This is a genomic window from Microbulbifer sp. (genome assembly GCF_051659245.1).
Classification (GTDB): Bacteria; Pseudomonadota; Gammaproteobacteria; order Pseudomonadales; family Cellvibrionaceae; genus Microbulbifer.
In genome coordinates this window covers 1-23,126 of the sequence record NZ_JBOFOC010000163.1, presented here as the reverse complement: position 1 = coordinate 23,126, position 23,126 = coordinate 1, and the positions used below count along the sequence as shown (strand labels likewise).

The 23,126-nt window shown below is 61.9% G+C and carries 22 protein-coding genes, 1 other RNA gene and 2 pseudogenes; 16 read left to right on the top strand and 9 right to left on the bottom strand.

Features of this window, described 5'->3' with window-relative positions:
- Nucleotides 1-11: 11 nt before the first annotated feature.
- The 5 genes and pseudogenes from ACRC0P_RS15940 to grpE all read right to left on the bottom strand — a co-directional run.
- Nucleotides 12-461: pseudogene (locus tag ACRC0P_RS15940) on the bottom strand (ATP-dependent zinc protease family protein); the annotation flags it as partial.
- 53 nt (nt 462-514) lie between these two features.
- Nucleotides 515-1,327 carry a 4-hydroxy-tetrahydrodipicolinate reductase gene (gene dapB, locus ACRC0P_RS15935; protein ID WP_438632292.1) on the bottom strand — a complete coding sequence of 271 codons (813 nt, stop codon included), beginning with the start codon at nt 1,325-1,327 and terminating at the stop codon, nt 515-517.
- A 253-nt stretch (nt 1,328-1,580) separates the two neighbouring features.
- Nucleotides 1,581-2,699, bottom strand: a complete 1,119-nt coding sequence (gene dnaJ, locus ACRC0P_RS15930; RefSeq protein ID WP_438632291.1) for a molecular chaperone DnaJ — start codon at nt 2,697-2,699, stop codon at nt 1,581-1,583.
- 175 nt (nt 2,700-2,874) lie between these two features.
- Nucleotides 2,875-4,803, bottom strand: a complete 1,929-nt coding sequence (gene dnaK, locus ACRC0P_RS15925) for a molecular chaperone DnaK (RefSeq protein WP_438632290.1) — start codon at nt 4,801-4,803, stop codon at nt 2,875-2,877.
- A 123-nt stretch (nt 4,804-4,926) separates the two neighbouring features.
- On the bottom strand, nt 4,927-5,565 hold the full coding sequence (gene grpE / locus ACRC0P_RS15920) for a nucleotide exchange factor GrpE (RefSeq protein WP_438632289.1): 639 nt from the start codon (nt 5,563-5,565) through the stop codon (nt 4,927-4,929).
- A gap of 235 nt (nt 5,566-5,800) precedes the next feature.
- Here grpE and recN point away from each other — a divergent pair, with 235 nt between their 5' ends.
- Entirely contained in the window at nt 5,801-7,468 is a 1,668-nt protein-coding gene (recN, locus tag ACRC0P_RS15915) for a DNA repair protein RecN (protein ID WP_438632288.1), read from the top strand.
- Nucleotides 7,469-7,700: 232 nt separating this feature from the next.
- The gene (locus ACRC0P_RS15910) at nt 7,701-8,294 is read left to right on the top strand and encodes a 1-acyl-sn-glycerol-3-phosphate acyltransferase (RefSeq protein ID WP_438632287.1); all 594 of its coding nucleotides are present in this window, start codon (nt 7,701-7,703) and stop codon (nt 8,292-8,294) included.
- A gap of 70 nt (nt 8,295-8,364) precedes the next feature.
- Here the strand turns inward: ACRC0P_RS15910 and fur are convergent, their stop codons facing one another.
- Nucleotides 8,365-8,775: a ferric iron uptake transcriptional regulator gene (gene fur / locus ACRC0P_RS15905; protein ID WP_438632286.1), complete on the bottom strand. Its 411-nt coding sequence runs from the start codon at nt 8,773-8,775 to the stop codon at nt 8,365-8,367.
- 269 nt (nt 8,776-9,044) lie between these two features.
- Here fur and ACRC0P_RS15900 point away from each other — a divergent pair, with 269 nt between their 5' ends.
- A complete protein-coding gene (locus tag ACRC0P_RS15900) occupies nt 9,045-9,389 on the top strand; it encodes an outer membrane protein assembly factor BamE (RefSeq protein WP_438632285.1) in 345 nt (114 codons plus the stop codon).
- Between the two features lie 91 nt (nt 9,390-9,480).
- Here ACRC0P_RS15900 and ACRC0P_RS15895 read toward each other — a convergent pair whose 3' ends face one another.
- Complete coding sequence (locus ACRC0P_RS15895; protein ID WP_438632295.1) at nt 9,481-9,813, bottom strand: RnfH family protein; 333 nt, start codon at nt 9,811-9,813, stop codon at nt 9,481-9,483.
- A gap of 5 nt (nt 9,814-9,818) precedes the next feature.
- Nucleotides 9,819-10,259, bottom strand: coding sequence for a type II toxin-antitoxin system RatA family toxin (locus tag ACRC0P_RS15890; protein WP_438632284.1), 441 nt, complete (start codon nt 10,257-10,259; stop codon nt 9,819-9,821).
- Nucleotides 10,260-10,441: 182 nt separating this feature from the next.
- On the opposite strand from ACRC0P_RS15890, the gene ACRC0P_RS15885 reads away from it, so the two are divergent.
- The 13 genes and pseudogenes from ACRC0P_RS15885 to ACRC0P_RS15825 form a co-directional block, all read left to right on the top strand.
- A complete protein-coding gene (locus ACRC0P_RS15885) occupies nt 10,442-11,860 on the top strand; it encodes a sodium-dependent transporter (protein WP_438632283.1) in 1,419 nt (472 codons plus the stop codon).
- Between the two features lie 8 nt (nt 11,861-11,868).
- Nucleotides 11,869-12,348 (top strand): SsrA-binding protein SmpB, encoded by a 480-nt coding sequence (gene smpB / locus ACRC0P_RS15880; protein WP_438632282.1) that lies wholly within the window; start codon nt 11,869-11,871, stop codon nt 12,346-12,348.
- Between the two features lie 38 nt (nt 12,349-12,386).
- Nucleotides 12,387-13,733, top strand: a complete 1,347-nt coding sequence (locus ACRC0P_RS15875; protein WP_438632281.1) for a sodium-dependent transporter — start codon at nt 12,387-12,389, stop codon at nt 13,731-13,733.
- A 131-nt stretch (nt 13,734-13,864) separates the two neighbouring features.
- Nucleotides 13,865-14,218: a transfer-messenger RNA gene (gene ssrA / locus ACRC0P_RS15870) on the top strand.
- 643 nt (nt 14,219-14,861) lie between these two features.
- On the top strand, nt 14,862-15,119 hold the full coding sequence (locus ACRC0P_RS15865; RefSeq protein WP_438632280.1) for a type II toxin-antitoxin system Phd/YefM family antitoxin: 258 nt from the start codon (nt 14,862-14,864) through the stop codon (nt 15,117-15,119).
- A complete protein-coding gene (locus tag ACRC0P_RS15860; RefSeq protein WP_438632279.1) occupies nt 15,109-15,387 on the top strand; it encodes a type II toxin-antitoxin system RelE family toxin in 279 nt (92 codons plus the stop codon). The genes ACRC0P_RS15865 and ACRC0P_RS15860 overlap by 11 nt, the downstream gene beginning before the upstream one ends.
- A 410-nt stretch (nt 15,388-15,797) precedes the next feature.
- Nucleotides 15,798-16,115 (top strand): DUF1778 domain-containing protein, encoded by a 318-nt coding sequence (locus ACRC0P_RS15855; protein ID WP_438632278.1) that lies wholly within the window; start codon nt 15,798-15,800, stop codon nt 16,113-16,115.
- Nucleotides 16,116-16,349: 234 nt separating this feature from the next.
- The gene (locus ACRC0P_RS15850) at nt 16,350-18,722 is read left to right on the top strand and encodes a TOTE conflict system archaeo-eukaryotic primase domain-containing protein (protein ID WP_438632277.1); all 2,373 of its coding nucleotides are present in this window, start codon (nt 16,350-16,352) and stop codon (nt 18,720-18,722) included.
- Nucleotides 18,715-19,893 carry a hypothetical protein gene (locus ACRC0P_RS15845; RefSeq protein WP_438632276.1) on the top strand — a complete coding sequence of 393 codons (1,179 nt, stop codon included), beginning with the start codon at nt 18,715-18,717 and terminating at the stop codon, nt 19,891-19,893. Before ACRC0P_RS15850 ends, ACRC0P_RS15845 begins: the two co-directional genes overlap by 8 nt.
- Nucleotides 19,894-19,896: 3 nt before the next feature.
- Nucleotides 19,897-20,235 (top strand): hypothetical protein, encoded by a 339-nt coding sequence (locus tag ACRC0P_RS15840; protein WP_438632275.1) that lies wholly within the window; start codon nt 19,897-19,899, stop codon nt 20,233-20,235.
- Nucleotides 20,236-20,597: 362 nt separating this feature from the next.
- Complete coding sequence (locus ACRC0P_RS15835; RefSeq protein WP_438632274.1) at nt 20,598-20,843, top strand: helix-turn-helix transcriptional regulator; 246 nt, start codon at nt 20,598-20,600, stop codon at nt 20,841-20,843.
- A complete protein-coding gene (locus ACRC0P_RS15830) occupies nt 20,833-22,092 on the top strand; it encodes a type II toxin-antitoxin system HipA family toxin (protein ID WP_438632273.1) in 1,260 nt (419 codons plus the stop codon). The genes ACRC0P_RS15835 and ACRC0P_RS15830 overlap by 11 nt, the downstream gene beginning before the upstream one ends.
- A gap of 75 nt (nt 22,093-22,167) precedes the next feature.
- A pseudogene (locus ACRC0P_RS15825) lies at nt 22,168-22,389 on the top strand (saccharopine dehydrogenase NADP-binding domain-containing protein); the annotation flags it as partial.
- Nucleotides 22,390-22,400: 11 nt separating this feature from the next.
- Here ACRC0P_RS15825 and rrtA read toward each other — a convergent pair.
- The gene (gene rrtA / locus ACRC0P_RS15820; RefSeq protein WP_438632272.1) at nt 22,401-23,030 is read right to left on the bottom strand and encodes a rhombosortase; all 630 of its coding nucleotides are present in this window, start codon (nt 23,028-23,030) and stop codon (nt 22,401-22,403) included.
- Between the last annotated feature and the right edge of the window lie 96 nt (nt 23,031-23,126).

The following is a 23,126-nucleotide window of genomic DNA, read 5'->3' as shown; positions in this document are numbered from 1 at the left end:
AAGCTCTCCGACGGGTCCACCAGCATGCGCCCGAGCATCGCCTCCCGTCCGAGCAGCATGCGATAACCCATGGTGTCCCGGTTGGTAAGGGTCAGTTCGATATCCCACACACTGCCGCCGACCGCGAGCGCGGTGCGGATCACCGGGCGCTTTTCGCTGTCACCGGAGGAGCTGCGCACCATGCGCTTGTCCAGCACCCGCGCTTCGCAGCGCACCGACGGGCGGCGCAAATGCTGCAGCGGGTGCGCCTCGAAACTCACCCAGGGATCGCCGTCGCGCTTGAAAGTCTGGATATTGTAGGCATGCAGGGACGAGGTCTTCGCTCCCGAGTCCACCCGCGCCTTGATCGCGGGGATACCCAGACCGGGGAGGCTGCACCACTCTTCGCTGCCGACGATTAATTTTTTTTCCAAGTTCGATTTTCCGTTACAAATAGCAAAATCAGGGCGGGCTCGTGCCATCAGAGGGCCGGTGATGGGCACGCTGCGCTTTGCCCATCCTACATTTCCCGCTGCTACAGGCCCAGCACATCGCGCATATCGTAGTGGCCCGGCTCGCGGCCCGCCAGCCCCTCTCCCGTCAACCAGAGCGCGGCGCGCACCGCCCCGCGGGCGAACGACAGGCGGCTGCTGGCCTTGTGGCCTATCTCCACCCGCTCGCCATCCGCCAGGAACATCACCGTGTGATCCCCCACCACGTCGCCGCCGCGCACCGTGGCAAAGCCGATGGTATCCCGCGACCGCGCGCCGGTCTGGCCCTCGCGGCCGTAGACGGCAACCTCCGACAGATCGCGGCCCAAAGTCCCGGCGATCACCTCGCCCATGCTGAGTGCGGTACCGGAGGGTGCGTCCACCTTGTGGCGATGGTGGGCCTCGACGATCTCGATATCCGCATCTTCGCCCAGCACCCGCGCGGCAGTCTCCAGCAACTTGAAGCACAGGTTGACCCCGGTGGAGAAGTTGCTGGCCAGGCACAGGGGTATGGACTGCGCGTGCGCCAGCACTTCGGCCTTCTGTGCCGGGTCGAAACCGGTGGTGCCGATGGCGATGGGTTTACCGCGGGCGGCGCAGAAGGCGGTGTTGGCCAGGGTGGCGGCGGGAGCGGTGAAGTCGATCAGCACGTCGAAATCCGCCTGCGCCAGGTCGCCCACAATCGGCAGGCCACTGCGCCCCAGACCGGCAACTTCGCCGGCATCGGCGCCCGCAAGGCTGGACTCGGGCCGCACGATTGCCGCGGACAGCTCCGCCGCATCCGACTGCGCCAGCGCCTGCGCCAGTGCGCGCCCCATGCGCCCACCAAATCCCGTTACTGCAACTTTTATCGCCATGATTTTTCCTCCCGTCCAGCCGAAGCCGCGGATTCTACCCGGTAGGTAAGGATAGCTGTAGTGGTATTGCAGGAGATGTGCGGGAGGGAAAAGAGATGTAGGGCGAGCCTGTTGTTCGCCCGGGGCGGGCCTACCGGCCCGTTGCCGAGCTGGAGCTCGGCGTTCCCAGGGAGGGCGGGCCTGCGGCCCGCTTGCGGAGCTGGAGCCTTCAGCACTCCAAGGTAAACAGCTCCGCGGTCCCGGGTCCCGAGAATCAGAGTTTCATATCGCCGAAGAAGCTCTTCACCCCCTCGAACCAGCCGGTCTGGCGGGGGGAGTTTTTCTTTTCGCTCAGAGTGTCGGCGAACTCCTGCAGCAGGTCCTTCTGTTTGGCGGACAGGTTCACCGGGGTCTCCACCACCACGCGGCACAGCAGGTCGCCGGGGGCGCCGCCGCGCACCGGGGTGACGCCCTTGCCGCGCAGGCGGAAGAGTTTGCCGGTCTGGCTCTCCGGGGGGATCTTCAGTTTGACCTTGCCCTCCAGGGTAGGGACTTCCAGGTCCCCGCCCAGCGCGGCGGCGACAAAGCTGATCGGCACCTCGCAGTAGAGGTTCTTGCCGTCGCGCTGGAACAGCTCGTGTTCGCGCACCACCACCTGCACATAGAGGTCACCGGGTGGACCGCCGTCCGGGCCCGCCTCGCCCTCACCGGAGAGGCGGATGCGGTCGCCGCTGTCCACACCCGGCGGCACCTTGACCGAGAGGGTCTTGGTCTCCTCCACACGGCCGCGGCCATGGCAGCTGCTACAGGGGTCGCTGATGATGATCCCGCGCCCGCGGCAGTTGGGGCAGGTCTGCTGCACCGAGAAGAAACCCTGCTGCATACGCACTTGGCCGATACCACCGCAGGTGCCGCAGGTCTGCGGCTGGGAGCCCGGCTTGGCACCGGAGCCGTGGCAGGTTGTACAGGAGGCCAGAGTGGGCACGCGGATCTTGACCGTGGTGCCGCGCACCGCGTCTTCCAGGTCCAGCTCCAGGTCGTAGCGCAGGTCGGAACCCCGCGCCGGCCCGCCGCGGCGGCCGCCGCCGCCGAAGATATCGCCGAATACGTCGCCGAAGATATCGGAGAAGCCACCGAAGCCACCGGCCCCGCCGCCGCCCATCTGGCCTTCCACGCCGGCGTGGCCGAACTGGTCGTAGGCCGCCTTTTTCTGCGGGTCGGACAGTACTTCGTAGGCCTCGTTGGCCTCCTTGAATTTGTTCTCCGACTCCTTGTCGTCGGGGTTGCGGTCCGGGTGGTATTTCATCGCCACCCGGCGGTAGGCCTTTTTCAGGTCTTTTTCCGACGCGTTCCGATCGACGCCGAGGATTTCGTAATAATCGCGCTTCGACATAAAAATGGTGTTCTTTTTTAACGGCATAAGGCGCGGCGGTAATACCGCCGCGCCTTTCTATTTTTTACTGTAGGAGCGGCCGCTGGCCGCGATCGACAGCGGAACAGACCACCACAGATCGCGGCCATGGGCGGATGGCCGCCCCGCCGCTCCTACATGGAGGGCAAGGTTGTGATTACTTGTCCTCTTTCTTGTCTTCCTTCACTTCCTCGAACTCGGCATCCACTGCGTCGTCACCACCGGCCTTCTGCTCTCCACCCTCGCTGGCACCGGCGGCACCCTCGGCCTGCTCGGCGTACATTTTCTGCGCCACCGGGCCGGAAGCCTCGGTCAGTTTGCTGGTGGCGGCTTCCATGGCGGCCTTGTCGCTGCCTTTGACCGCCTCTTCCGCTTCGGAGATGGCGGCTTCGATCGCGGACTTCTCCTCCGCGGTGGCCTTGTCGCCGGCCTCTTCGAGGGTCTTCTTGGTGGCGTGGATCAGGCCGTCGAGGGTGTTGCGCGCCTGCACCAGTTCCTCGAACTGCTTGTCCGCCTCCACATTGGCCTCCGCGTCGCGCACCATCTTGTCGACCTCTTCCTCAGACAGGCCGGAGGAGGCCTTGATCACAATGGACTGCTCCTTGCCGGTGGCCTTGTCCTTGGCGTGCACGTGCAGGATACCGTTGGCATCGATATCGAAGGATACCTCGATCTGCGGCACGCCGCGGGGCGCCGGCGGGATGTCGGCCAGATCGAAGCGGCCCAGGGATTTGTTCTGCGACGCCTGCTTGCGCTCGCCCTGCACCACGTGAATGGTCACCGCGGTCTGGTTGTCGTCTGCGGTGGAGAACACCTGGGACTTCTTGGTGGGAATGGTGGTGTTCTTCTCGATCAGCGGAGTGGCCACGCCGCCCATGGTCTCGATGCCCAGGGTCAGCGGGGTCACGTCCAGCAGCAATACGTCTTTCACATCGCCGGAGAGCACCGCGCCCTGAATGGCCGCGCCGATGGCCACGGCTTCGTCCGGGTTGACGTCCTTGCGCGGCTCCTTGCCGAAGAACTCGGTGACCTTCTTCTGTACCAGCGGCATGCGGGTCTGGCCGCCCACCAGGATGATCTCGTCGACGCCGGAGGCGGACAGGTCGGCATCCGCCAGGGCGGTTTTCAGCGGCTCGATAGTGCGGTTGACCAGCTCCTCCACCAAGCTCTCCAGCTTGGCGCGGGTCAGCTTCACCACCAGGTGTTTCGGACCGGTGGCATCGGCGGTGATATAAGGTAAGTTCACCTCGGTCTGCTGGCTGGAGGACAGCTCGATCTTGGCCTTTTCGGCGGCCTCTTTCAGGCGCTGCATGGCCAGCGGATCGCCCTTCAGGTCGATGCCCTGCTCTTTCTTGAACTGCTCGGCCAGGTAGTCGATCAGGCGCAGGTCGAAGTCCTCGCCGCCGAGGAAGGTGTCGCCGTTGGTGGACAGCACCTCGAACTGCTTCTCGCCGTCCACATCGGCGATCTCGATAATGGAGATATCGAAAGTGCCGCCGCCCAGGTCGTAGACCGCCACTGTACGGTCTCCGCCCTTTTTGTCCAGGCCGTAGGCCAGCGCCGCGGCGGTGGGCTCATTGATGATGCGCTTGACGTCCAGGCCGGCGATACGGCCGGCGTCCTTGGTGGCCTGGCGCTGGGAGTCGTTGAAGTAGGCGGGCACGGTGATGACCGCGGCCTCCACCTTCTCACCGAGAAAGTCCTCGGCGGTCTTCTTCATCTTTTTCAGCACTTCGGCGGAGATCTGCGGCGGTGCTTTCTTATCGCCCTTCACTTCCACCCAGGCGTCGCCGTTTTCCGCTTCCACGATGCTGTAGGGCACCATCTTGATGTCCTTCTGCACCACATCGTCCTTGAAGCGGCGGCCGATCAGCCGCTTCACCGCGAACAGGGTGTTCTGCGGATTGGTCACCGCCTGGCGCTTGGCGGACTGGCCCACCAGGATTTCGTTGTCCTCGGTAAAGGCGACCACGGAGGGGGTGGTGCGGTCACCCTCGGCGTTCTCGACCACCCGCGCTTTGTCACCATCCAGTACCGCGACACAGCTGTTGGTGGTACCCAGGTCGATGCCGATAATTTTTGCCATTGGATTCATTCCTCGTTTGCGGTTCACGCCGGCGCCTCGGGGAGGCCTGCCGCGTTTGTATTTTGGGATGCCAGCTATATTGGTGCCGGCCCTAGGATTTCAAGGGTTATTCAGCCCGGTGCCTCACGGCGCCTTGCTCACGATCACCATCGCCGGGCGCACGAGGCGGCCGTTCAGGCGATAGCCCTTCTGGAAAACCTCCAGTACCGTGTTCGGCTCCACATCGCCGTTGGGCACCTGGGCCATGGCCTGGTGCAGCTCCGGGTCGAAAGGCTCGCCGACCGGGTCCACGGTTTCCACCGAGTACTTGGCCAGGGTGTCCACAAAGGATTTGTGGGTCAGCTCTATGCCTTCGGCCACTGATTTTTGGGTCTCGTTTTCGGTGTCGATGGCGGCTAGGGCCCGTTCCAGGTTGTCCACAACCGGCAACAGGTCCTGCAGCAGCTTCTCGACGCCGAACTTGTGCGCCCGCTCCACATCCTGCTGGGCGCGGCGGCGGGCGTTCTGCGCGTCCGCCTGGGCGCGCATGACCAGGTCTTTCTGGATCGCCAGTTGTTCCCGCAGGCCGATGATTTCCTCGTGCAGGGCGTCGGCGCTCTCGGCCTCGGCGTGCAATGCCTCCTCGGCCGCGTGCTGCTCCTCCTCGGAGGGGCGCTCCACTTCGGCGGCAACTGCCTCTTCCTCTGCCGCTGTAGGCTCCTCGGTAAGCGCCTCCGGCGCCTCCTGTGGGTTCTGATCTTCTTCGCTGCGCTCTCTGGCCACTGCTCTCTCCGTCGCGTCGACTGTCAGTTGAATGGATTTCCCCCAAAATGCCGAGGCGGGCTCGGCTCCCGGGCAGTGCAGGCCTATATGGGGGCGAGACCCTATAGTTCAAGTGGGTTTTCACTGCGGAGTAATGTCCCCAACCGCAGTAGCGGGCCAGCGCCAAATACTGTATAAACAACCACTAATTGGCAGACGCCAAGTAAGAACAAGAACGGCTACAGAGCTATCTTTTATGTTGCTGCACCTGTCTATCAGCCAATTCACCCTGGTGGACCAGCTGGAGCTGGAATTCGGTACCGGCACCAGTGCACTGACCGGCGAAACCGGCGCCGGCAAGTCCATCACCCTCGACGCCCTCGGCCTGGCGCTGGGCGACCGCGGCAATGCGGAGCTGGTGCGCGCGGGCAGCAAGCGCGCGGACATCACCGCCACCTTTGATATCGGCGACCACCCGGCGGCCGCGGCCTGGCTGGAGGAGCAGGAACTGGACGCCGGGCGCGAGGTGATCCTGCGCCGCACGATCGGCGCCGATGGGCGATCGCGGGCCTATATCAACGGCCAGCCGGTAACTCTGCTGCAACTGCGCGCCCTGGGCGAACAGCTGATCGATATCCACAGCCAGCACGAGCACCAGTCGCTGCTGAAAAAAGACACCCACCGCCGCCTGCTGGACGAGTTCGCCCACGCCCAGGAACTGGCCGCCGAAACCCGTATCCACTTCAAGACCTGGCGGGACCAGCACCGCCGCTACCGGGCCCTGGCGGACAGCGCCGAGGAAACCCAGGCCCGCCGCGAACTGCTGGAATACCAGTTGCAGGAGTTGGAGCTGCTGAACCTGCAGCCGGCAGAGATAGAGGCGCTGGAAAGCGAACAGCGCCAGCTGGCCAACGCCGGCCAGATACTGAACGGCGGCTACCAACTGGCGGCGCTGCTCAGCGGCGGCGAGGGGGATATCGCCGAACAACTACACCGCGCCCTGCAATTGCTCTCCGCTATGCCGGAACAGTCCCCGGCGCTGGGGGAAGTGGCACAGATGCTCGACACCGCGCGCATCCAGGTGGACGAGGCCGCCGGCACCCTGTCGCGGCATATCGACCGCTTCGAGATGGACCCGGAGCGCCTGGCGGAAGTCGAGGAGCGCCTCAGCGCCATCTATCAGGCGGCGCGCAAGCACCGGGTTCAGCCGGACGAACTGCCGGCGCTGCAGCAGCAGTTGCAGGCGGAGCTGGACGATATAGGCACACCGGACGCGCTGGACAAGCTCGCCGCCGACTGCGAAAAGCTGGAAGCCCGCTATCGCGAGGCCGCCGGCAAACTGACCCGGCTGCGCGAGCGGGCCGCCGCCGAACTGGCGGAGGCGGTGAACCGGCAACTGGCGGAGCTGGCCATGCCCCACGCGCGGGTGGAACTGGCCCTGCAGCCGGTGGAGAAGCCCACCGCCAGCGGCCTGGAGGAGGTGGAGATACTGATCGCCACCAACCCCGGCCAGCCCCCGCGCCCGCTTGGGAAAATCGCTTCCGGCGGGGAGCTGTCCCGGGTCAGCCTGGCGATCCAGGTGGTCACCGCACAGACCTCGCGCACTCCGACCCTGGTGTTCGACGAAGTGGACGTGGGCATCGGCGGCGCCACCGGCGATGTGGTGGGGCGCCTGCTGCGCCAGTTGGGCGAGACACGCGACGGCCGCGACGGCCAGGTGATCTGCGTGACCCATCTGGCCCAGGTGGCGGCCAGGGCCCACCGCCACTACCTGGTGGAAAAGCACAGCGACGGCAACGCCGCCTTTGTGGCCCTGCGCGAACTGGAAAGCGACGAGCGCCGCGAAGAGGTGGCGCGCATGCTCGGGGGCGAGGCCACTGCGCAGTCCCTGGCCCACGCGGAGGAAATGCTGGCGCGCAGTTGAGTCTCGGGACTCGGGACTCGGGACTCGGGACTCGGGACTCGGGACTCGCAGGATTGTGCTGTAGGAGCGGCGGGGCGGCCATCCGCCCATGGCCGCGATCTGGCTCTCCGCCGACACCGGACTATGATCGCGGCCATGGGCCGCTCCTACAGGGGGTCCTTTCGGCGCCACCTGTCCTCCGTTTCCCGGCCTTTGTATACTGCCCCCACCACCGGTAATTTCGACTCGACCCATGCAACGCACGATTTTCAACACCCCCGTTGTCACCCCCCTGCTGCGCCTGCTGGCCGGGCTGCTGATCAAACTGCACGGCTGGCGTGTGGTCTGCGACCGCCGGGCGCTGGCGTTGAAAAAATATGTGCTGATCGGGGCGCCGCACACCAGCAACTGGGACGGCTACTACTTTATTCTCGCCGCCCTGAAACTGGGGGTAATCCCGCACTGGCTGGGCAAGGACAAGCTGTTCCGCTTTCCGCTGGGGCCGGTGATGCGCTGGTTCGGCGGTATCTCCGTGGATCGTAGCAAGACCAACAACCTGGTGCAGGCCACCATCGACAAATTCAACGAGCGGAGGTCGCTGATCGTGGTGGTGCCGCCCGAGGGCACCCGCGGCCGTGGGGAGCGCTGGAAGACCGGTTTCTACCATATCGCCCGCGGCGCCGCGGTGCCGGTGGTGTGCGGCTTTATCAATTTCGCCAAAAAGGAAGTGGGGATGGAAAAGGTGCTGGAGATGGGGGAGTGCCTAAAGGCGGAACTGGAGCGCTTTCGCGACTACTATGCCGACAAGGTCGGCAAGTTCCCGGAACGCTACACTCCGCCGGCCTGATGCCGGGAGCGCCGAGCTCCGGCTCGGCAAGCGGACCACAGGGCCGCACGGGCGAACACCGGGTTCGCCCCTACGGGCCTTTTTTCTTCACGTAGAGCACGAGGCTGTGCCCGGTGAGCTCGTAGCCGTGCTCGTCGGCAATCTGCCGCTGCAGCTCCTCGATTTCCTCGTTGTGGAATTCGATCACCTTGCCCGTATCGGTGCACACCATGTGGTCGTGGTGGTCGCCGCGGTCCAGTTCGAACACAGAGTGACCGCCGTCGAAGTTATGGCGCATCACCAGCCCCGCGCTCTCGAACTGGGTGAGCACCCGGTAAACCGTGGCCAGCCCCACGTCCTCCCCCGCATCCAGCAGCATCTTGTAGACATCTTCCGCGCTCAGATGCTGTTCATTGGCACTCTCCAGCAGCTGCAGAATCTTGACTCGCGGCAGGGTGACCTTGAGGCCGGCCTTGCGCAGTTCCTGATTTTCGTTAGACATGAATCGATCTTTCCCGGCGGTATTCATTTGACTGTGTTTGACAGTGGGTGAGGCGACCGCCTTCGGGCGGCCTGTGCGCCCGCGGGCACTTCGGGTATTATCCACGCGGAACGGATACAGCGGAACCCCAGGAGGGCGGCCAGTCGCGCGCCGTCTATGCTTGCCGCAGCCGGGCGGGGAACTTTCCCCGCTGGCAGGCGCCTATTAGCCGTAAACATCGGAGAATGGGCGATCAGTCCGCTGACCACAAAATTCCTATGGAGCAATGAATGCCGTCTACCGTGAGATCCCTCGCCATCGCCTGCCTCTGCGCCCTGCTCGGCGCCTGCAGCCTGTTCAAGTTCCCCGGCGTGCACCGCATCGAGGTGCAGCAGGGCAATATCATCACCCAGGAGATGGTAGACCAGTTGAAACCCGGAATGACCCGCCGCCAGGTGCGTTTCGTGCTGGGCACCCCGCTGCTGGAAGACACTTTCGAGCCCAATCGCTGGGATTACATAAACCGGGTGCGCTCGCCGAAAAACGAAGTGACCCAGAAGCGCTTTTCCGTCTACTTCAACGGTGACATCCTGATCGCCACCAGCGGCGACTGGCAGCCGGCCGGCTGGCCCTAACGCGGATTGCGGATTATTGTCGGCATAAGTCGGTCCCGCCGCCCCTGGCGGGCCGCCAAAACCCCGAACAAAGCGCGGGATTTGGAGGCCTCTACGGCTGTTTCTGCTCCGCCAGTTTTCTGGCCTTTTCCGCGCGCTGCTTGCGCGCCTCCTTCGGGTCCGCGATTAGCGGCCGGTAGACTTCCACCCGGTCCCCCGGTTGCAGTTCATATTGATCCGCCGGCGCCAGGCCCTTGGTACCCAGGGCCTGGCCGAAGATACCCAGCTTGGCGGTCTCCGGCTTCACCTCCGGATACTCCTCCGGTATTCCCGAGCGCACCAGCGCCTCCTGGGCGGCGGTGCCGGGCTTGACCAACATGCGGATCAGGCGCTGCTCGTGGGGCAGCGCGTAGACCACTTCCACGGCGATGGTCTTATCTGTCATGTCGGTCATGGCGTTTTTCCATAAATTTGCTCTGCGCGGGCGCACATGACATCCACCATCTGGTTGGCCAGATCGCTGAGCAGCTTGCCGGCCGCGGCCCCGACCAGACGGCTTTTGAAGCTGAATTCCAGAGAAAAAGTCACTTTACAGGCGTCCGGCGCCAGCGGGGTGAAGCGCCACTCGCCGGAGAAATCGGCGAAGGGCCCCTCCACCAGAGTGAGCGTCATTCCCTCGGGCCGCCGCAGCCGGTTGCGGGTCACGAAGCTCTGGCGCAGCCCGGCGCGGGCCAGCTCCAGGCGCGCCTCCAGGGTGTCCTCGTCGCTGTACAGAACTTCGGCAGTCCGGCAACCGGGCAGGAACTGGGGATAGCTGGCCACGTCGTTGACCAGATCAAACATCTGTTCCGCGCTGTACATCACCAGCGCGCTGCGCTCTATCTGAGCCATTGTTCTACCACACGAATATTCATCACAACCTGGAAATATGGAGTGTTATCCCACAAAAACGCAATTTTGCCAGCGGGCGCTACTCAAGCAAGGCAAATCCTGCAACAATCGCGCTTTTGACCGAAACGGCCAAAGAGCCGGGCAAATCTACACCACAAGAATAACAGGCAAGCGAGAATACTATGTCCGCAGTGAGAGAGCATTTTGGGTCGCGGCTGGGCTTTGTCCTGGCGGCGGCGGGTTCCGCCGTGGGGATCGGCAACCTGGTAGCCTTCCCGGTGGCCGCCACCAAGAGCGGCGGCGGCGCCTTTTTGCTGGTGTATGCGCTCTTCGTCTTCCTGATCTGCCTGCCGGTGATGATGGCGGAACTGGCCCTGGGTCGCAGAAGCGACAGGGACCCTGTAGGCGCCTACCGCCAGCTCTCCGGCGGTTCCCACCTGTGGCACATCCCCGGCTGGCTGGCATTGATCACGCCGTTTATGATCGCGATCTTCTATCTCGTGGTCACCGTGTGGATCCTGGGCTACCTGGTCGGAACACTGCGGGGCAACCTGGATCAACTGGCCACGGAGGCGTATTTTCTCCAGTTCATCAATTCCCCAGTGGTCTTCTTCTATTTGGTGCTGCTGATGCTCGGCATCAACGGCATCCTCGCCCTGGGGGTCAAGGACGGCATCGAGCGCGCGGCCAAGACCCTGATGCCGATGCTGTTCGTGATGCTGCTGGGGCTGGTGATCTTCGTACTCACGCGAGAGAACGCGGCGCTGGGGCTCAAGTACTACCTGATCCCGGACTTCGCCAAGCTCAACGGCGAAGTGGTGAGCAAGGCCATGGCCCAGGCCTTCTTCTCCCTGTCGCTGGGCATGGGCATCATGATCACCTACGGCTCCTACATGAAAAAGCAGGACTCGGTACCCGGTTCCGCCAGGGCCGTGGCCATCACCGACACCCTGGTCGCCTTTACCGCCGGCCTGCTGATTCTCCCCAGCGTGTTTCACTTCAACCCGCAAATCGACCCAGCGGAGCTGAGCGATTCCTCCGCGGGCATGATCTTCCTGTTCCTGCCGAAGATATTCCTGGCCCTGCAGGACAGCGTGGGCTACGCCGGCGCCAGTGCCGTGGCCGCCGTCTTCTTCTTTCTGGTGCTGGTGGCCGCGGTGACCTCACTGGTTTCCATTATCGAGGTGCCTCTCGCCACCCTGCGCGACGAGTACTGCATGTCCCGCAAAAAGGCCATCTACACCGTGGGGCTGGTACAGTTCGTATTGGCCATCGGTTGCGCGGTATCCTTCGGTATGGCCGACTGGCTCACCCAGTTCGTGCAACTGGCGGGCCAGAACAAATCCTTTTTCGACCTGGTGGAGATTATCTTCTACGACACCATACTGCCCCTCAACGGCCTCCTGGTGTGCCTGTTTGTGATCTACAAATGGAAGAAAATCAACTTTGATCAGGAACTGCAGATAGGCGACCCCGGTTTTGCCGGCTCCCTGTCTCAGAAATACATCAACTTCTCCCTGGGCACCTTTATCCCACTGATACTGCTGTTGATTTTTATCAACACCGTGGCCCTGAAGTTCTTTGGACACAGTTTTATTTAGTTGTATTTATGGCCAAAAAGAAAAAGGCACCGACCTCCAATACCATCGCCCTCAACAAGAAGGTCCGACACGATTACTTCATCGAAGAGAAGTTCGAGGCGGGCCTGGAACTGCAGGGCTGGGAGGTGAAGAGCTGCCGCGAGGGCAAAGCCCAGCTCACCGACAGCTACGTAATCTTCAAGGGCGGCGAGGCCTGGCTGCTGGGCGCGCGCATCCAGCCGCTGCCCAGCGCCTCCACCCACTTCGTCACCGAGCCAGACCGCACCCGCCGGCTGCTGCTCAAGCGGCGTGAGTTGCACAAGCTGATCACCGCCGTGGAACAGAAGGGCCACACTGTTGTAGCCACCGCGCTCTACTGGAAGAAACACCTGATCAAGTGCGAGATAGCACTGGCGAAAGGCAAGGCCAAGTACGACAAGCGCGAAACCGAGAAAGAGCGCGACTGGAACCGCCAGAAACAGCGGGTGTTACGCACCGACAACCGCTAGCGCTTAACTTTCAAAGAAGAATAACGAAGAGAGCAACTATGAGTGCACCGCGAGGACAATTCAGTTCCAATGTCGGCTTCCTGATGGCCGCGGCGGGCTCCGCCGTGGGCCTGGGCAATATCTGGGGTTTTCCCACCAAGGCCGCGAGTAACGGCGGCGCCGCCTTTGTGGTGGTCTACCTGTTTATGGCCTTCCTGCTCGCCTACCCGGCGCTGATGGCGGAACTCACCATCGGCCGCCACGCGCGCCGCAATATGGTCCAGGCATTGCGCGGTATCGCCCGCGGACCGGTGAGCCGTTTTCTCGGCGGCCTTACGGGGTTCGGCGGCATTCTCGTGGCCTCGCTGATCCTCAGCTTCTATGCCATCGTCGCCGGTTGGATGGTAGCGCACCTGGCGGCCCCCTTCGCCACCCTGTTCGGTGCCGGCGGCGCCGCGGACTGGCTCACCGGCGACAGCACCCCGCGCAATCTCGCCGTCACCGCCATCTTCAGTGGCCTCACCATGCTGATTATCGCCAGCGGTGTGGAAAAGGGGATCGAACGCTGGTCCACCCTGCTAATGCCGTCGCTGATCCTGCTGCTGCTGTTGCTGATCATCTATGTGCTGGCCCAGGACGGCGCGATGAAAGGCCTGGAAGTCTACCTGATGCCGGACTTCAGCCAGCTGTCCCCGGAATTGATGCTCTCCGCCATGGGTCAGGCCTTCTTCTCCCTGTCCCTGGGCGTGGGCACCATGTTGATCTACGGCTCCTACCTCAGCCGGGAGGAGAGCCTGCCGCGCCTGGGAGCGCTGGTAACCCTGATCGACGTGGGCATCGCCTTTACCGCCGGCCTGCTGATCCTCCCCGCCATGTATGTGGCCCAGGAAGCGGGCACCCAGATATTCTCCGACACTGGCGAACTGATCGCCGGCCCCGGGCTGATCATGCAGGTTCTGCCGGCCCTGTTCGACACCATGGGCACCGCCGGGCTGTTCGTGGCCATCGCCTTCTTCGCGCTGATGGTGATCGCCTCCCTCACCTCCTCCATCTCCATGCTGGAAGTCCCCGTGGCCTTCGCCATCGAAAACCTGGGCATCGGGCGCCGCCTGGCCACCCCGCTGGTGGGGCTCGCAATCTTCGCCATCAGCGGCCTGATCATCTTCAACTTCGACGCCCTGTTCGGACTGGTAGTCAGTATCAGCACCGAATTCGGCCAGCCGATACTGGGCGTGGCTCTGTGCATCTTCGCCGGCTGGATCTGGCGGCGCGACCAGTTGCTGGCGGAACTGGAAAAGGGCCACGAGAACATAGAGCAGACCCTGTTCTGGAAGGTCTGGCCCTGGTACGTACGCATCGTCTGCCCACTGCTGATACTGGCGGCCTTCGTCCAGTCATTTTTCTAACCTGGGAGCGCCGAGCTCGGCAAGCGGGCCGCAGGCCCGCTCCCGACTACCCATCCACAAATAGCCCCCCGGCGCCTGTTGCCCCACCCCCGATTTTGGTATACTCCGCCTACACGAATGTGTTTCTTATCGGGGATGACTTGGATTCGACGCCGGTGACGAAACCATGGGTGCATGCCGTGATGGCAGCCAATCACGTAAATCCAAAGCTGCAAACTATTAGTTGCCAACGACGACAACTACGCTCTAGCGGCTTAAGCCCGCTAGCGGCCTTCAGCAAGGTTCCAGTACCGCGTTGCAGGCTGTAATACAGAACTGGATCGCCGTGAAGTTTGTCTGGGATGGATCGGCTAAAACTTTACAGACTCGCTCTTAACGTCCTGCCCGCCGGGCTGTTTTGAGTTAAATCAATAGACGGAACTAAGCATGTAGAGCCTCTGGCAGAGTGCTGACGGACGCGGGTTCGACTCCCGCCATCTCCACCACATCACCGTCTCAGACGGGCCACAAAAGCCTCGAAAGCTAGAGTTTTCGGGGCTTTTGCTTATCTACCCATCCCAGGTAATCTAATCCAACCCGTCCAAATCATCCAAAGACCGCGACCCAACCGCCGACCTGACCGGCGCCCTCACCCTCACCAAAAAATACCTGGCCGCGATTACCGATCCCGTGGGGATGGGCCGCCTCATGGTTGCCATAGATGGGTATCAGGGCACCCCCGTGAGTACGAACACGTAAGCCATACCGACCGTGACGGGGTGAAAGGCTGGCACGGCGCCTACAGGTGCCAGAGAGCGGGAAACAACGCCGTGAGGGTGTCCTATGAGATATGTGGTCGAAATCGAACAGGTTATTACCGTGCCCATGGTCGTGGACGCCCGCTGGCTAAGCGGTGTCCTGTGCCCGCGGACTGGCTGCAACGGCACGGGCGGCAGTTAGTCATCGAGGTGGCGCGGACGGCCGGCGTGGCTGCGCCGGAGTACCTGGGCTATTCAGGTATCGAGCGCGTTGGCAGAGAAATCCTCTGCAACCTTGTTGCGACCTGTTAATAGTACTACTAAAGGTACTATCAGGAGTATCACTTATGATACTATCATCGTGGTTAAGTATTGAGCGAAGGGGCCCCCTATGACTGCTATCCACCTATTATCCGACTTGGTGATGCCTATCTCCGAGGCCAAAAAGAACCCCATGGCTCTGGCGAGGGATACCGAGAGAGGCCCAGTTGCCGTGCTAAACCGGAACCGCCCGGTCATGTACTGCATCTCCCCGACCATGTTCGAAAAAATGCTTGAGCGAATTGAAGATTCGCATTTGCGTATGATTGCCGAAGAGCGCCTGTCAGATGGAAGTGAAGCCGTATCGGTGAGCCTGGATGAGTTATGAGCTGAAGTTCCATCCAAAGGCCCTGAAGGAATGGAAAAAGCTTGGAGCAACTGTTCGCGAGCAGTTCAAAAAAGTCCTCAATAAGAGACTCAAAACCCCCCGGGTCCCAAAAGACAAGTTGTCCGGCAGTCAGGACCTATACAAGATCAAATTGAAGGAAGCCGGCTACCGTCTCGTATATGAGGTTAATGATGGCGCGATAACCATTACGGTTGTCGTCGTCGGCAAACGCGAAAAGGGCGAAGTTTACAAAAAACTGCAAAGGTAGCCGGGGTACAGTGAAGCGGTGCGGTTAAAGGTAATCGTGAGACCTGCTGAAGCGCTGACTGAACGGGCGCCAGTCCGACTGTCTGCCAAGGAGCATACCTACTAGAGCCTAGAGCCGCACTCTGCATAAGTCCTCTGCAGCTGATGAGAGCTCCGCCATTTAGCCAGGCACTTTGCCCGCATGGACGGGTTTTGTGACGGGTTGAAGGAAAATAGCAAGAGACTCCCTAAACACATCAAAGGCTTAGGACTGCTTTTCGACTCCCGCCATTTCCCCGGAAGGAGTGGGCTTTTTTATTTGTTGAATTGCGTGGCGGCAGCTGCACGGTCTACCCGTCACGACAGTTGATAGAGGCCCGTTTTGACGTACATTACATTCATCTCAACGGCCCCTTGCGGAGGCGATTCACCATGAGTGCAACCACAGGCGTCAAACGAGACCGGATCAACCTCCGGTTGAAGCACAATGTCAAGAAAGTGCTGGAGCGCGCCGCGAGCTTCGAAGGCAAAACCGTCAGCAACTTCATACTCACCAGTGCCCAGGTCCGTGCCGAGAAAACCATTCAAGAGCATGAAATGATGAGCCTGATCGCCCGGGATTCCACTTTGGCGGGCAAGCTGCGAGCCGAGCACGGGCGTGGCTTCTCGTCAGGAACCTGGGCCATATGCTCCGCTTTGTGGAAATATTCCCCACCGAGGAGATTGTCTCCGCTCTGCGGATACAATTGAGCAGGCAATAGGTGTGTTGACCCGCACCCTGACCACCCGACAGATTCTGAACAATGATGACCGGGTGTAGTTCAAGGGGAAATGCGATAAGGTATTTTGGTCTAGTCGCGGATTCTGCAGCCCGTGGCAAGAAGTGGGCGGCGTGACCACAACAGGCTAATCGACCATCACATCATGAGCTGTAACAAGAACGGATCTCAGGCGAATGAACCCGGCACCGGGCCAGAAGTCGAATTGCAAAAGCTGCGCGAGGAGAACGCCCGCCTCAAGTCCCTGCTGACCCGCCACGGTATCGCCTGGGAGAAACCTCTTGTCGCTGAGCAAGCAGCAACACCTCCACAACGGATACCCGCCACAACCCATTTCACCACCGGAGAAAAGATCGCCCTCTTCCGCCGCTTGTTCCGGGGCCGCACCGATGTCTACCCGTTGCGCTGGGAATCCGCCAAGGGTAAATCCGGCTATTCACCAGCCTGCGGCAACGAGTGGAAACCCGGTATCTGCCACAAGCCCAAGATCAAATGCGGCGATTGCAGCCAACGCCTGCTGCTGCCCGTGACGGACCAGGTGATCTACGATCATCTGGCGGGAAAACAGACCGTCGGCATCTATCCGCTCTTGGCCGACGAAAGCTGCTATTTCCTGGCCGCCGATTTCGACAAAGCTGACTGGCGCGAGGATGCCAGGGCCTTCATGCAATCCTGCCAGGAACTAGTAATACCCGCGGCACTGGAAATCTCCCGCTCCGGTCAAGGCGCGCATGTGTGGATATTCTTTGCCGAGCCGGTTCCCGCCCGCGAAGCCCGACAGCTGGGCGCCGCGCTGATCCGCCACACCTGCGAGCGCAACCGGCAGCTGTCCCTGGAGAGCTACGATCGCCTTTTCCCCAACCAGGACACAATGCCCAAAGGCGGTTTCGGCAACCTGATTGCACTTCCCCTACAAAGGGCGCCGCGCCAACTGGGGCGTAGTGTATTCGCCGATGAAAACCTGGAGCCCTATTCGGACCAATGGGCCTTTCTCGCTTCGCTCCAACCGCTTTCCAGAGCGGAACTGGAGGACGTTATTCTGCGTGCCAGCGACAGACGGCACCCGCTGGACGTCGGCTTTGCCGTGGAAAGCGAAAACGGCAAGCCATGGCAACGTCCTGCTCACGCACCCGAGAAGGTGTCCGGGCCACTGCCGGAATTCCTGCCCCTGGTACTGGCCAACCAGATTTTTATCCCCAAGGCCGACCTGCCCCAAGCATTGGCCAATCGCCTGATCCGGCTCGCGGCCTTCCAGAATCCGGCATTCTACAAGGCCCAGGCCATGCGCCTGCCGGTCTGGAACAAACCGCGCATCATCGGCTGCGCCGAGAACTATCCCCAGCATATCGGTCTGCCGAGAGGCAGCCTCGATGCTGTGCTGGACCTGCTGGACGAATACGATATCCGCCCCGAGATTCAGGACGAGCGCCTGTCTGGGCACAAAATGCAGGCGAAGTTCACCGGAACACTGCGCAAGGATCAGAAAGCGGCAGTACGGGAGATGCTCAAACACGAAACGGGAGTCCTATGCGCCCCCACGGCATTCGGCAAGACGGTCACCGCCGCGGCACTGATCGCGCGGCGAAAAGTCAGCACTCTGATCCTGGTACACCGCACCGAGCTGCTACACCAGTGGCAGGAACGGCTGAACAGCTTTCTCGAACTTTCCAAAGGAAGTCTCGGGGCTATCGGCGGCGGCAAGAGGAAACCTTCGGGCGATATAGACATCGCCGTCATGCAGTCGCTGTCGCGCAAGGATGAGAAGGATCTGGAAGCACTGCTGGAGAATTACGGGCAGATTATCGTCGACGAGTGCCACCACCTGTCGGCATTCTCCTTTGAGGCAATCCTCAAGCGGGCCAAGGCCCGCTTTGTACTCGGGTTGACCGCCACACCGGTGCGGCGCGACGGCCACCAGCCGATCATCTTCATGCAATGCGGACCCATCCGCCACAGCGCCACCAGGCCGGAAACCGCCCCAACCCAACTGGAAGTCTGGCCCAGATATCTTGCCCCTCCGGAGATTCCGCCGGAATCACCGATCCAGGACGTGTTCCGCATTCTCGCCAATGACAACGCACGCAATAGGCAGATTACCGGGGATGTACTGGCAGCCTATCAGGAGGGGCGCAAGGTGCTGTTGCTCAGCGAGCGCACGGATCACTTACCGCTGCTGCGAGAGGCCTTGGGCGATGAGGTCGAACACTGCTTTGTCCTCCACGGCCGTTTATCCAAAAAGCAGAGAGCGGCGGTACTCTCCGAACTGGATTCTCTGGATGAATCTGCTCCGCGTATCCTTCTTGCCACCGGTCGCCTGATCGGCGAAGGCTTTGATCACCCGCCACTCGATACGCTGGTCCTTGCCATGCCAATTTCCTGGAAGGGAACATTGCAGCAGTATGCCGGCCGTCTGCACCGGCAACACATCGACAAGCAGGACGTGCGAATTTACGATTACGCCGAACTAGATCAACCTCAGCTCGCCCGCATGTGGGACAAGCGCCAGCGCGGTTACCGGGCTATGGGCTATCTGATCAAACCAACTGGCCTTTTTCCGGGTAACAGAAACCGTGAGTGAATACCAATACTACGAATTTGCTGCCGTCGATCAGCCTCTCACCAACAAACAGCAAGCTGAACTGCGCGACTGCTCCACCCGTGCCACCATCACCGCCACCGGCTTTACCAACGAATATCACTGGGGCGACCTGAAGGGCGATCCACAAGCGTGGATGCGGCGCTATTTCGACGCCCATGTCTATTCGGCCAACTGGGGCACTTGCAGGTTGCTGCTGCGCCTGCCGCGACCCGCACTGAAGGAATCCACCCTGGCCGAGTTCACTCCCGCGGGAAAGCAGCTGCGCTACTGGGACTCCTTCGAGTCCTGCGCCACTCCCGAGCACTGGATACTGGGCTGGCATTTTCAGGACGAGGAACACGAGCACGAGCGCTTCTGGAGCGAAACGGACGGCCCCGGCTGGCTGGGGCGCCTGCTGCCCCTGCGCGACGAATTGCTGCGCGGCGATACCCGCGCTCTGTACCTGGGCTGGCTGGCGGGCGTCTGCGCAAACGAAATCGACAATGACGAATCCGAACCGCCGCCACCTCCGGGCCTGCAAACCCTGAGTGCCGCGCAGGCGGCACTGGCGGACTTCCTGATGATCGACCCGGACTGGCTCGCCGCCGCGGCCGCCGCCAGCCCCCCACAGGAAAATCCCGAAACAGCTTCCGATATGGACGCCTGGATCAAAGCCCAGCCCGCAAACAAACTGCGCGACACCGTGCGCCTGATACTGGAAGGGAAAAGCCAGGAGGCAGAACGTTCGCTGCGCGAGGAATTCCTCGTATGGCAGCGAGCGCAGTCGCCAGCGCACAAAATAACTCCGCGTAGGAACAGTAGCGGAGATCGCGGAAGGCCAAGAGAAAGCGTGCGCCCAGCGCCAGGAAAGAGAGCGCAGGGAGCGAGCCGCACAGGAAGCCAAACATCGCGCCGAACGCGGGAAATACCTGGCGCAGCTCGCCCGCACGCAGGGAACCGCCTGGGCGGAGATCAGCAAGACGCTGGAGCGAGGGTCGGGCGCAGCCTACGACCAGGCGCTGCTGCAGACGAAGGAACTGTGCGAGGCACTTGCCGCGACCGGACGGGAACAGGACTTCCGCAAAGGCCTGCACAAGCTGCTGCGCAGCCATGGCCAGCGCGGCGCCTGGATAAAACGGCTGACAAGGGCCGACCTCCTGAAGGAAGTTGAAGTATGACCCGCAACAACAGCAATACCTATTGCGGTATCTGGCGTATCGTCGATATGGAAGTGTGGGACGCGGACTACCTGGACATGGAAGTACCCGCCTGCCTGACCATCCACCGCGATCTCACTGGCGAATTCCAGTTCGGGCTGGTGCAGGGCGAACTGGACGGGCGCCTGGAAACATCGAACGGTGAAACCCGCTTCGATTTCTCCTGGTCCGGGTTCGACGAAATGGATCCTGTCAGCGGGCGCGGATGGCTGCTTCTCGACGGCGATACCGCTCGGGGCCGTTTTTATTTTCATTTGGGGGACGATTCGGGTATCACTGTCGAGCGCCAACACTAACCACTGCACACTGGCAACAGACGCACCATGATTATATTCCACAGCACCCGCCTCTCCATCGGCTTCCTCATAACACAGGCCGGGGCCCACCGGTCCCGGCCGGAAAATGAGGAAACCCCATGTACCACCGGGACAGACACAAACGCGCCCTGCGGCGCCACCACCGCGCGCGGCTGAAAGCCAAACGCCTGTATTACTATGGCGGTTATATCGGCACGCTAAAGAAGAGGACAGCCATAATTTTCCCGATCGGGAATACACTGTAAATATTGCTCTCCTCTCACCCAAAAAATTCCCGACCGGTAAAATTCGCTTGCGTTCCTCCGCATTACGCACCAGAATTTCCCGAACGGGAAATTATCATGAACAAAATCCGCACTCCCCAACAACTCGGCCAAGCCCTGCGCACCGCCCGCAAGCGATTGGGACTGACCCAGTCCCAGCTGGCGCTGGCGGCCGGCTGCGGGGTGCGCTTTATTGTGGAGCTGGAAGCCGGTAAGCCCACAGTGCGGCTGGAATCCGTGCTGCGGGTGGTGGCGGCTCTGGGTGGGGAGTTGGCGCTGATGGGCCTGCCGGCAGATGTGGAGGGTGGCGACCATGGCGCATAAGCTCGAGGTCTGGCTGTTCGCCGATCATGTGGGCACCTTGGCGCTGAATCAGGGCCGCCTTCAGTTCCAGTATGCGGCCGAGTGGCTGCAGCATTCGAGGTCCGTTCCCCTGTCCTGCTCATTGCCGCTGCAGGCGGAGGCCTTCGACGATAACCAGGCACGCCCTTTCTTCGCCGGTCTTCTTCCGGAAGGGCGGCTGCGCCGACTGATTGCGCAGCGGTTTCATGTGTCCACGCAGAACGACTTCGCGTTACTGGATCGCATCGGCGGCGAATGTGCGGGTGCGGTGACATTCCTCGAGCCGGGGCAATCCCTTCCTCCAGCCGGCGCCGACGAGGTGCAATGGCTGGGTGATGGGGAACTGATCGAGTTGCTGGACCGACTCCCCCGCCGGCCGATGCTGGCCGGCGAGGACGGCCTGCGCCTGTCTCTGGCCGGCGCCCAGGACAAACTGCCGGTGGTCGTCGATAGCAACCGCATCGGCCTGCCCCTGGACAGCACGCCCAGCACGCATATCCTCAAACCGGCCATAGACGGCGTGGAGGACAGTGTCACTAACGAGGGCTTCTGCCTGGCGCTGGCGGCAGCCCTGGGGCTGCAGGCTGCGCCAGCGCAAATCGGCACAGCTGGCGGGCGCCGATACCTGCTGGTGGAGCGCTACGACCGGAAGGCGGATGCCGGAGGCGTAATTCGGCGGTTGCACCAGGAGGATTTCTGCCAGGCATTGGGCGTGGTGCCCGAGATGAAATACCAGAATGAGGGCGGACCCGGCCTGGCACAGTGCTTCGCTCTGCTGCGCCGATCGACAAGGCCGGCCGCGCCGCAGGTACTACGCCTGCTCGATGCGGTGATCTTCAACACACTGATCGGCAATCACGACGCCCACGCGAAGAATTTCTCCCTGCTGTACACGGGCGAGGAACCCGTGTTGGCGCCGCTGTACGACACGCTGGCGACAGCGGTCTATCCAGAACTCACCTCCAAGATGGCAATGAAAATTAGCAGCAAATACAAGTTCAGCGAAGTGCAGCCTCGCCACTGGGAGCAGTTCGCGGCAAGCGCCGGCCTCGCCGGGGCGCAAACCCGCAAACGCGTTGTGGAACTGGCCGGGAAGCTGCCGGCAGTGGCCCATCGGCTGCAGGCGCAAACGAACGGGGGCTTCTCCGGCCCGCTCGTCGAGCGGATTGTCGACCTGATTGAACAGCGCGCAGCCTTGACTATCCACCGGCTGAGCAAACCGAAGATCTGAAAATCCATTGAGGTCCCTGCACGGAAATCATTTGCACATTTCACAACGGGCACAGGGGAGCACTAGGCGAGCGGCTTGCTGGGAGCAACGCCGGCAATCTATGATAGGCAACGACTGAGGGATACGATCCCGTTTGTTATTGATGAAGCGGAAAATCGAAGTATGGACACTGCCACAAAACGGGTTCTGATTATCGGCGGTTACGGGAACTTTGGCCGCTTTATTGCCAAACGCCTGGCGCGCAACGCGGATGTCCAACTGATTATCGCCGGCAGGGACCGGGAAAAGGCCCATGACCTGGCCCAGGCTCAAACAGATCCCCCCTCAGCCAGACGCTGCTCTCCAGGCGTAACCAGCACCATCACCAGAGCGATAAGAAGCCCGGCAACCGCCCCCCACAGGTGCGCGGCTATGGCTATATCTGCCTCGATAAATGCCGCAGTTCCGCTGGTGTCCCCACCCAGCTGTTCCCAGGCGATTTTTGCGATGGTCGCCACTAATAGCAGTATCCCCAGGCGCCGGCCCCGCCGGATATCCTTCGCGCTGCCCCACACAATCAGGCCGTGCAGCACCCCGGACAAACCCATGTAGCGGTACAGGTCGCCGGCGAATGCAAACAGGCCTACGCCGCACAACACGCACAACAGCAACAGAAGGCCCGCTGTTTTCAGCGTATTCAGGTAGTGGCCAAACAGATACCAGAGAATCGCAAGGGCGCCGGCGTTCATCAGGAGGTGGTTCAGGTTGGTATGCAGGAAGTGTCCACTGGCGAGGCGCCAGTACTGCCCGGCTGCGATAGCCCCACGGTCATATACCCACCACTCTCTGGCAGCCTCCGGCAGCAGATGGGCAAGTCCCGCCAGCGCGATTACCGCGAGCCAGGGAAGCGGGGCCCGGCGGCGGAAGGCGGCCGGGAGACGTCCAGCTTTGTCTTTCAAAATTTCTCCATAGGTGACTGCTCACTCCCAGGGAACGTGCGTTGGCTTAAGGGAACCACTCTGTAGGAGCGGGCCATGCCCGCGATCAGCCCTGTT

Excerpts from the sequence above, each read along its gene's own strand:
- dapB (WP_438632292.1), bottom strand. The coding sequence starts at position 1,327 with ATGGCGATAAAAGTTGCAGTAACGGGATTTGGTGGGCGCATGGGGCGC.
- dnaJ (WP_438632291.1), bottom strand. The coding sequence starts at position 2,699 with ATGTCGAAGCGCGATTATTACGAAATCCTCGGCGTCGATCGGAACGCG.
- dnaK (WP_438632290.1), bottom strand. The coding sequence starts at position 4,803 with ATGGCAAAAATTATCGGCATCGACCTGGGTACCACCAACAGCTGTGTC.
- recN (WP_438632288.1), top strand. The coding sequence starts at position 5,801 with ATGTTGCTGCACCTGTCTATCAGCCAATTCACCCTGGTGGACCAGCTG.
- ACRC0P_RS15910 (WP_438632287.1), top strand. The coding sequence starts at position 7,701 with ATGCAACGCACGATTTTCAACACCCCCGTTGTCACCCCCCTGCTGCGC.
- fur (WP_438632286.1), bottom strand. The coding sequence starts at position 8,775 with ATGTCTAACGAAAATCAGGAACTGCGCAAGGCCGGCCTCAAGGTCACC.
- ACRC0P_RS15900 (WP_438632285.1), top strand. The coding sequence starts at position 9,045 with ATGCCGTCTACCGTGAGATCCCTCGCCATCGCCTGCCTCTGCGCCCTG.
- ACRC0P_RS15895 (WP_438632295.1), bottom strand. The coding sequence starts at position 9,813 with ATGACAGATAAGACCATCGCCGTGGAAGTGGTCTACGCGCTGCCCCAC.
- ACRC0P_RS15890 (WP_438632284.1), bottom strand. The coding sequence starts at position 10,259 with ATGGCTCAGATAGAGCGCAGCGCGCTGGTGATGTACAGCGCGGAACAG.
- ACRC0P_RS15885 (WP_438632283.1), top strand. The coding sequence starts at position 10,442 with ATGTCCGCAGTGAGAGAGCATTTTGGGTCGCGGCTGGGCTTTGTCCTG.
- smpB (WP_438632282.1), top strand. The coding sequence starts at position 11,869 with ATGGCCAAAAAGAAAAAGGCACCGACCTCCAATACCATCGCCCTCAAC.
- ACRC0P_RS15875 (WP_438632281.1), top strand. The coding sequence starts at position 12,387 with ATGAGTGCACCGCGAGGACAATTCAGTTCCAATGTCGGCTTCCTGATG.
- ACRC0P_RS15865 (WP_438632280.1), top strand. The coding sequence starts at position 14,862 with ATGACTGCTATCCACCTATTATCCGACTTGGTGATGCCTATCTCCGAG.
- ACRC0P_RS15860 (WP_438632279.1), top strand. The coding sequence starts at position 15,109 with ATGAGTTATGAGCTGAAGTTCCATCCAAAGGCCCTGAAGGAATGGAAA.
- ACRC0P_RS15855 (WP_438632278.1), top strand. The coding sequence starts at position 15,798 with ATGAGTGCAACCACAGGCGTCAAACGAGACCGGATCAACCTCCGGTTG.
- ACRC0P_RS15840 (WP_438632275.1), top strand. The coding sequence starts at position 19,897 with ATGACCCGCAACAACAGCAATACCTATTGCGGTATCTGGCGTATCGTC.
- ACRC0P_RS15835 (WP_438632274.1), top strand. The coding sequence starts at position 20,598 with ATGAACAAAATCCGCACTCCCCAACAACTCGGCCAAGCCCTGCGCACC.
- ACRC0P_RS15830 (WP_438632273.1), top strand. The coding sequence starts at position 20,833 with ATGGCGCATAAGCTCGAGGTCTGGCTGTTCGCCGATCATGTGGGCACC.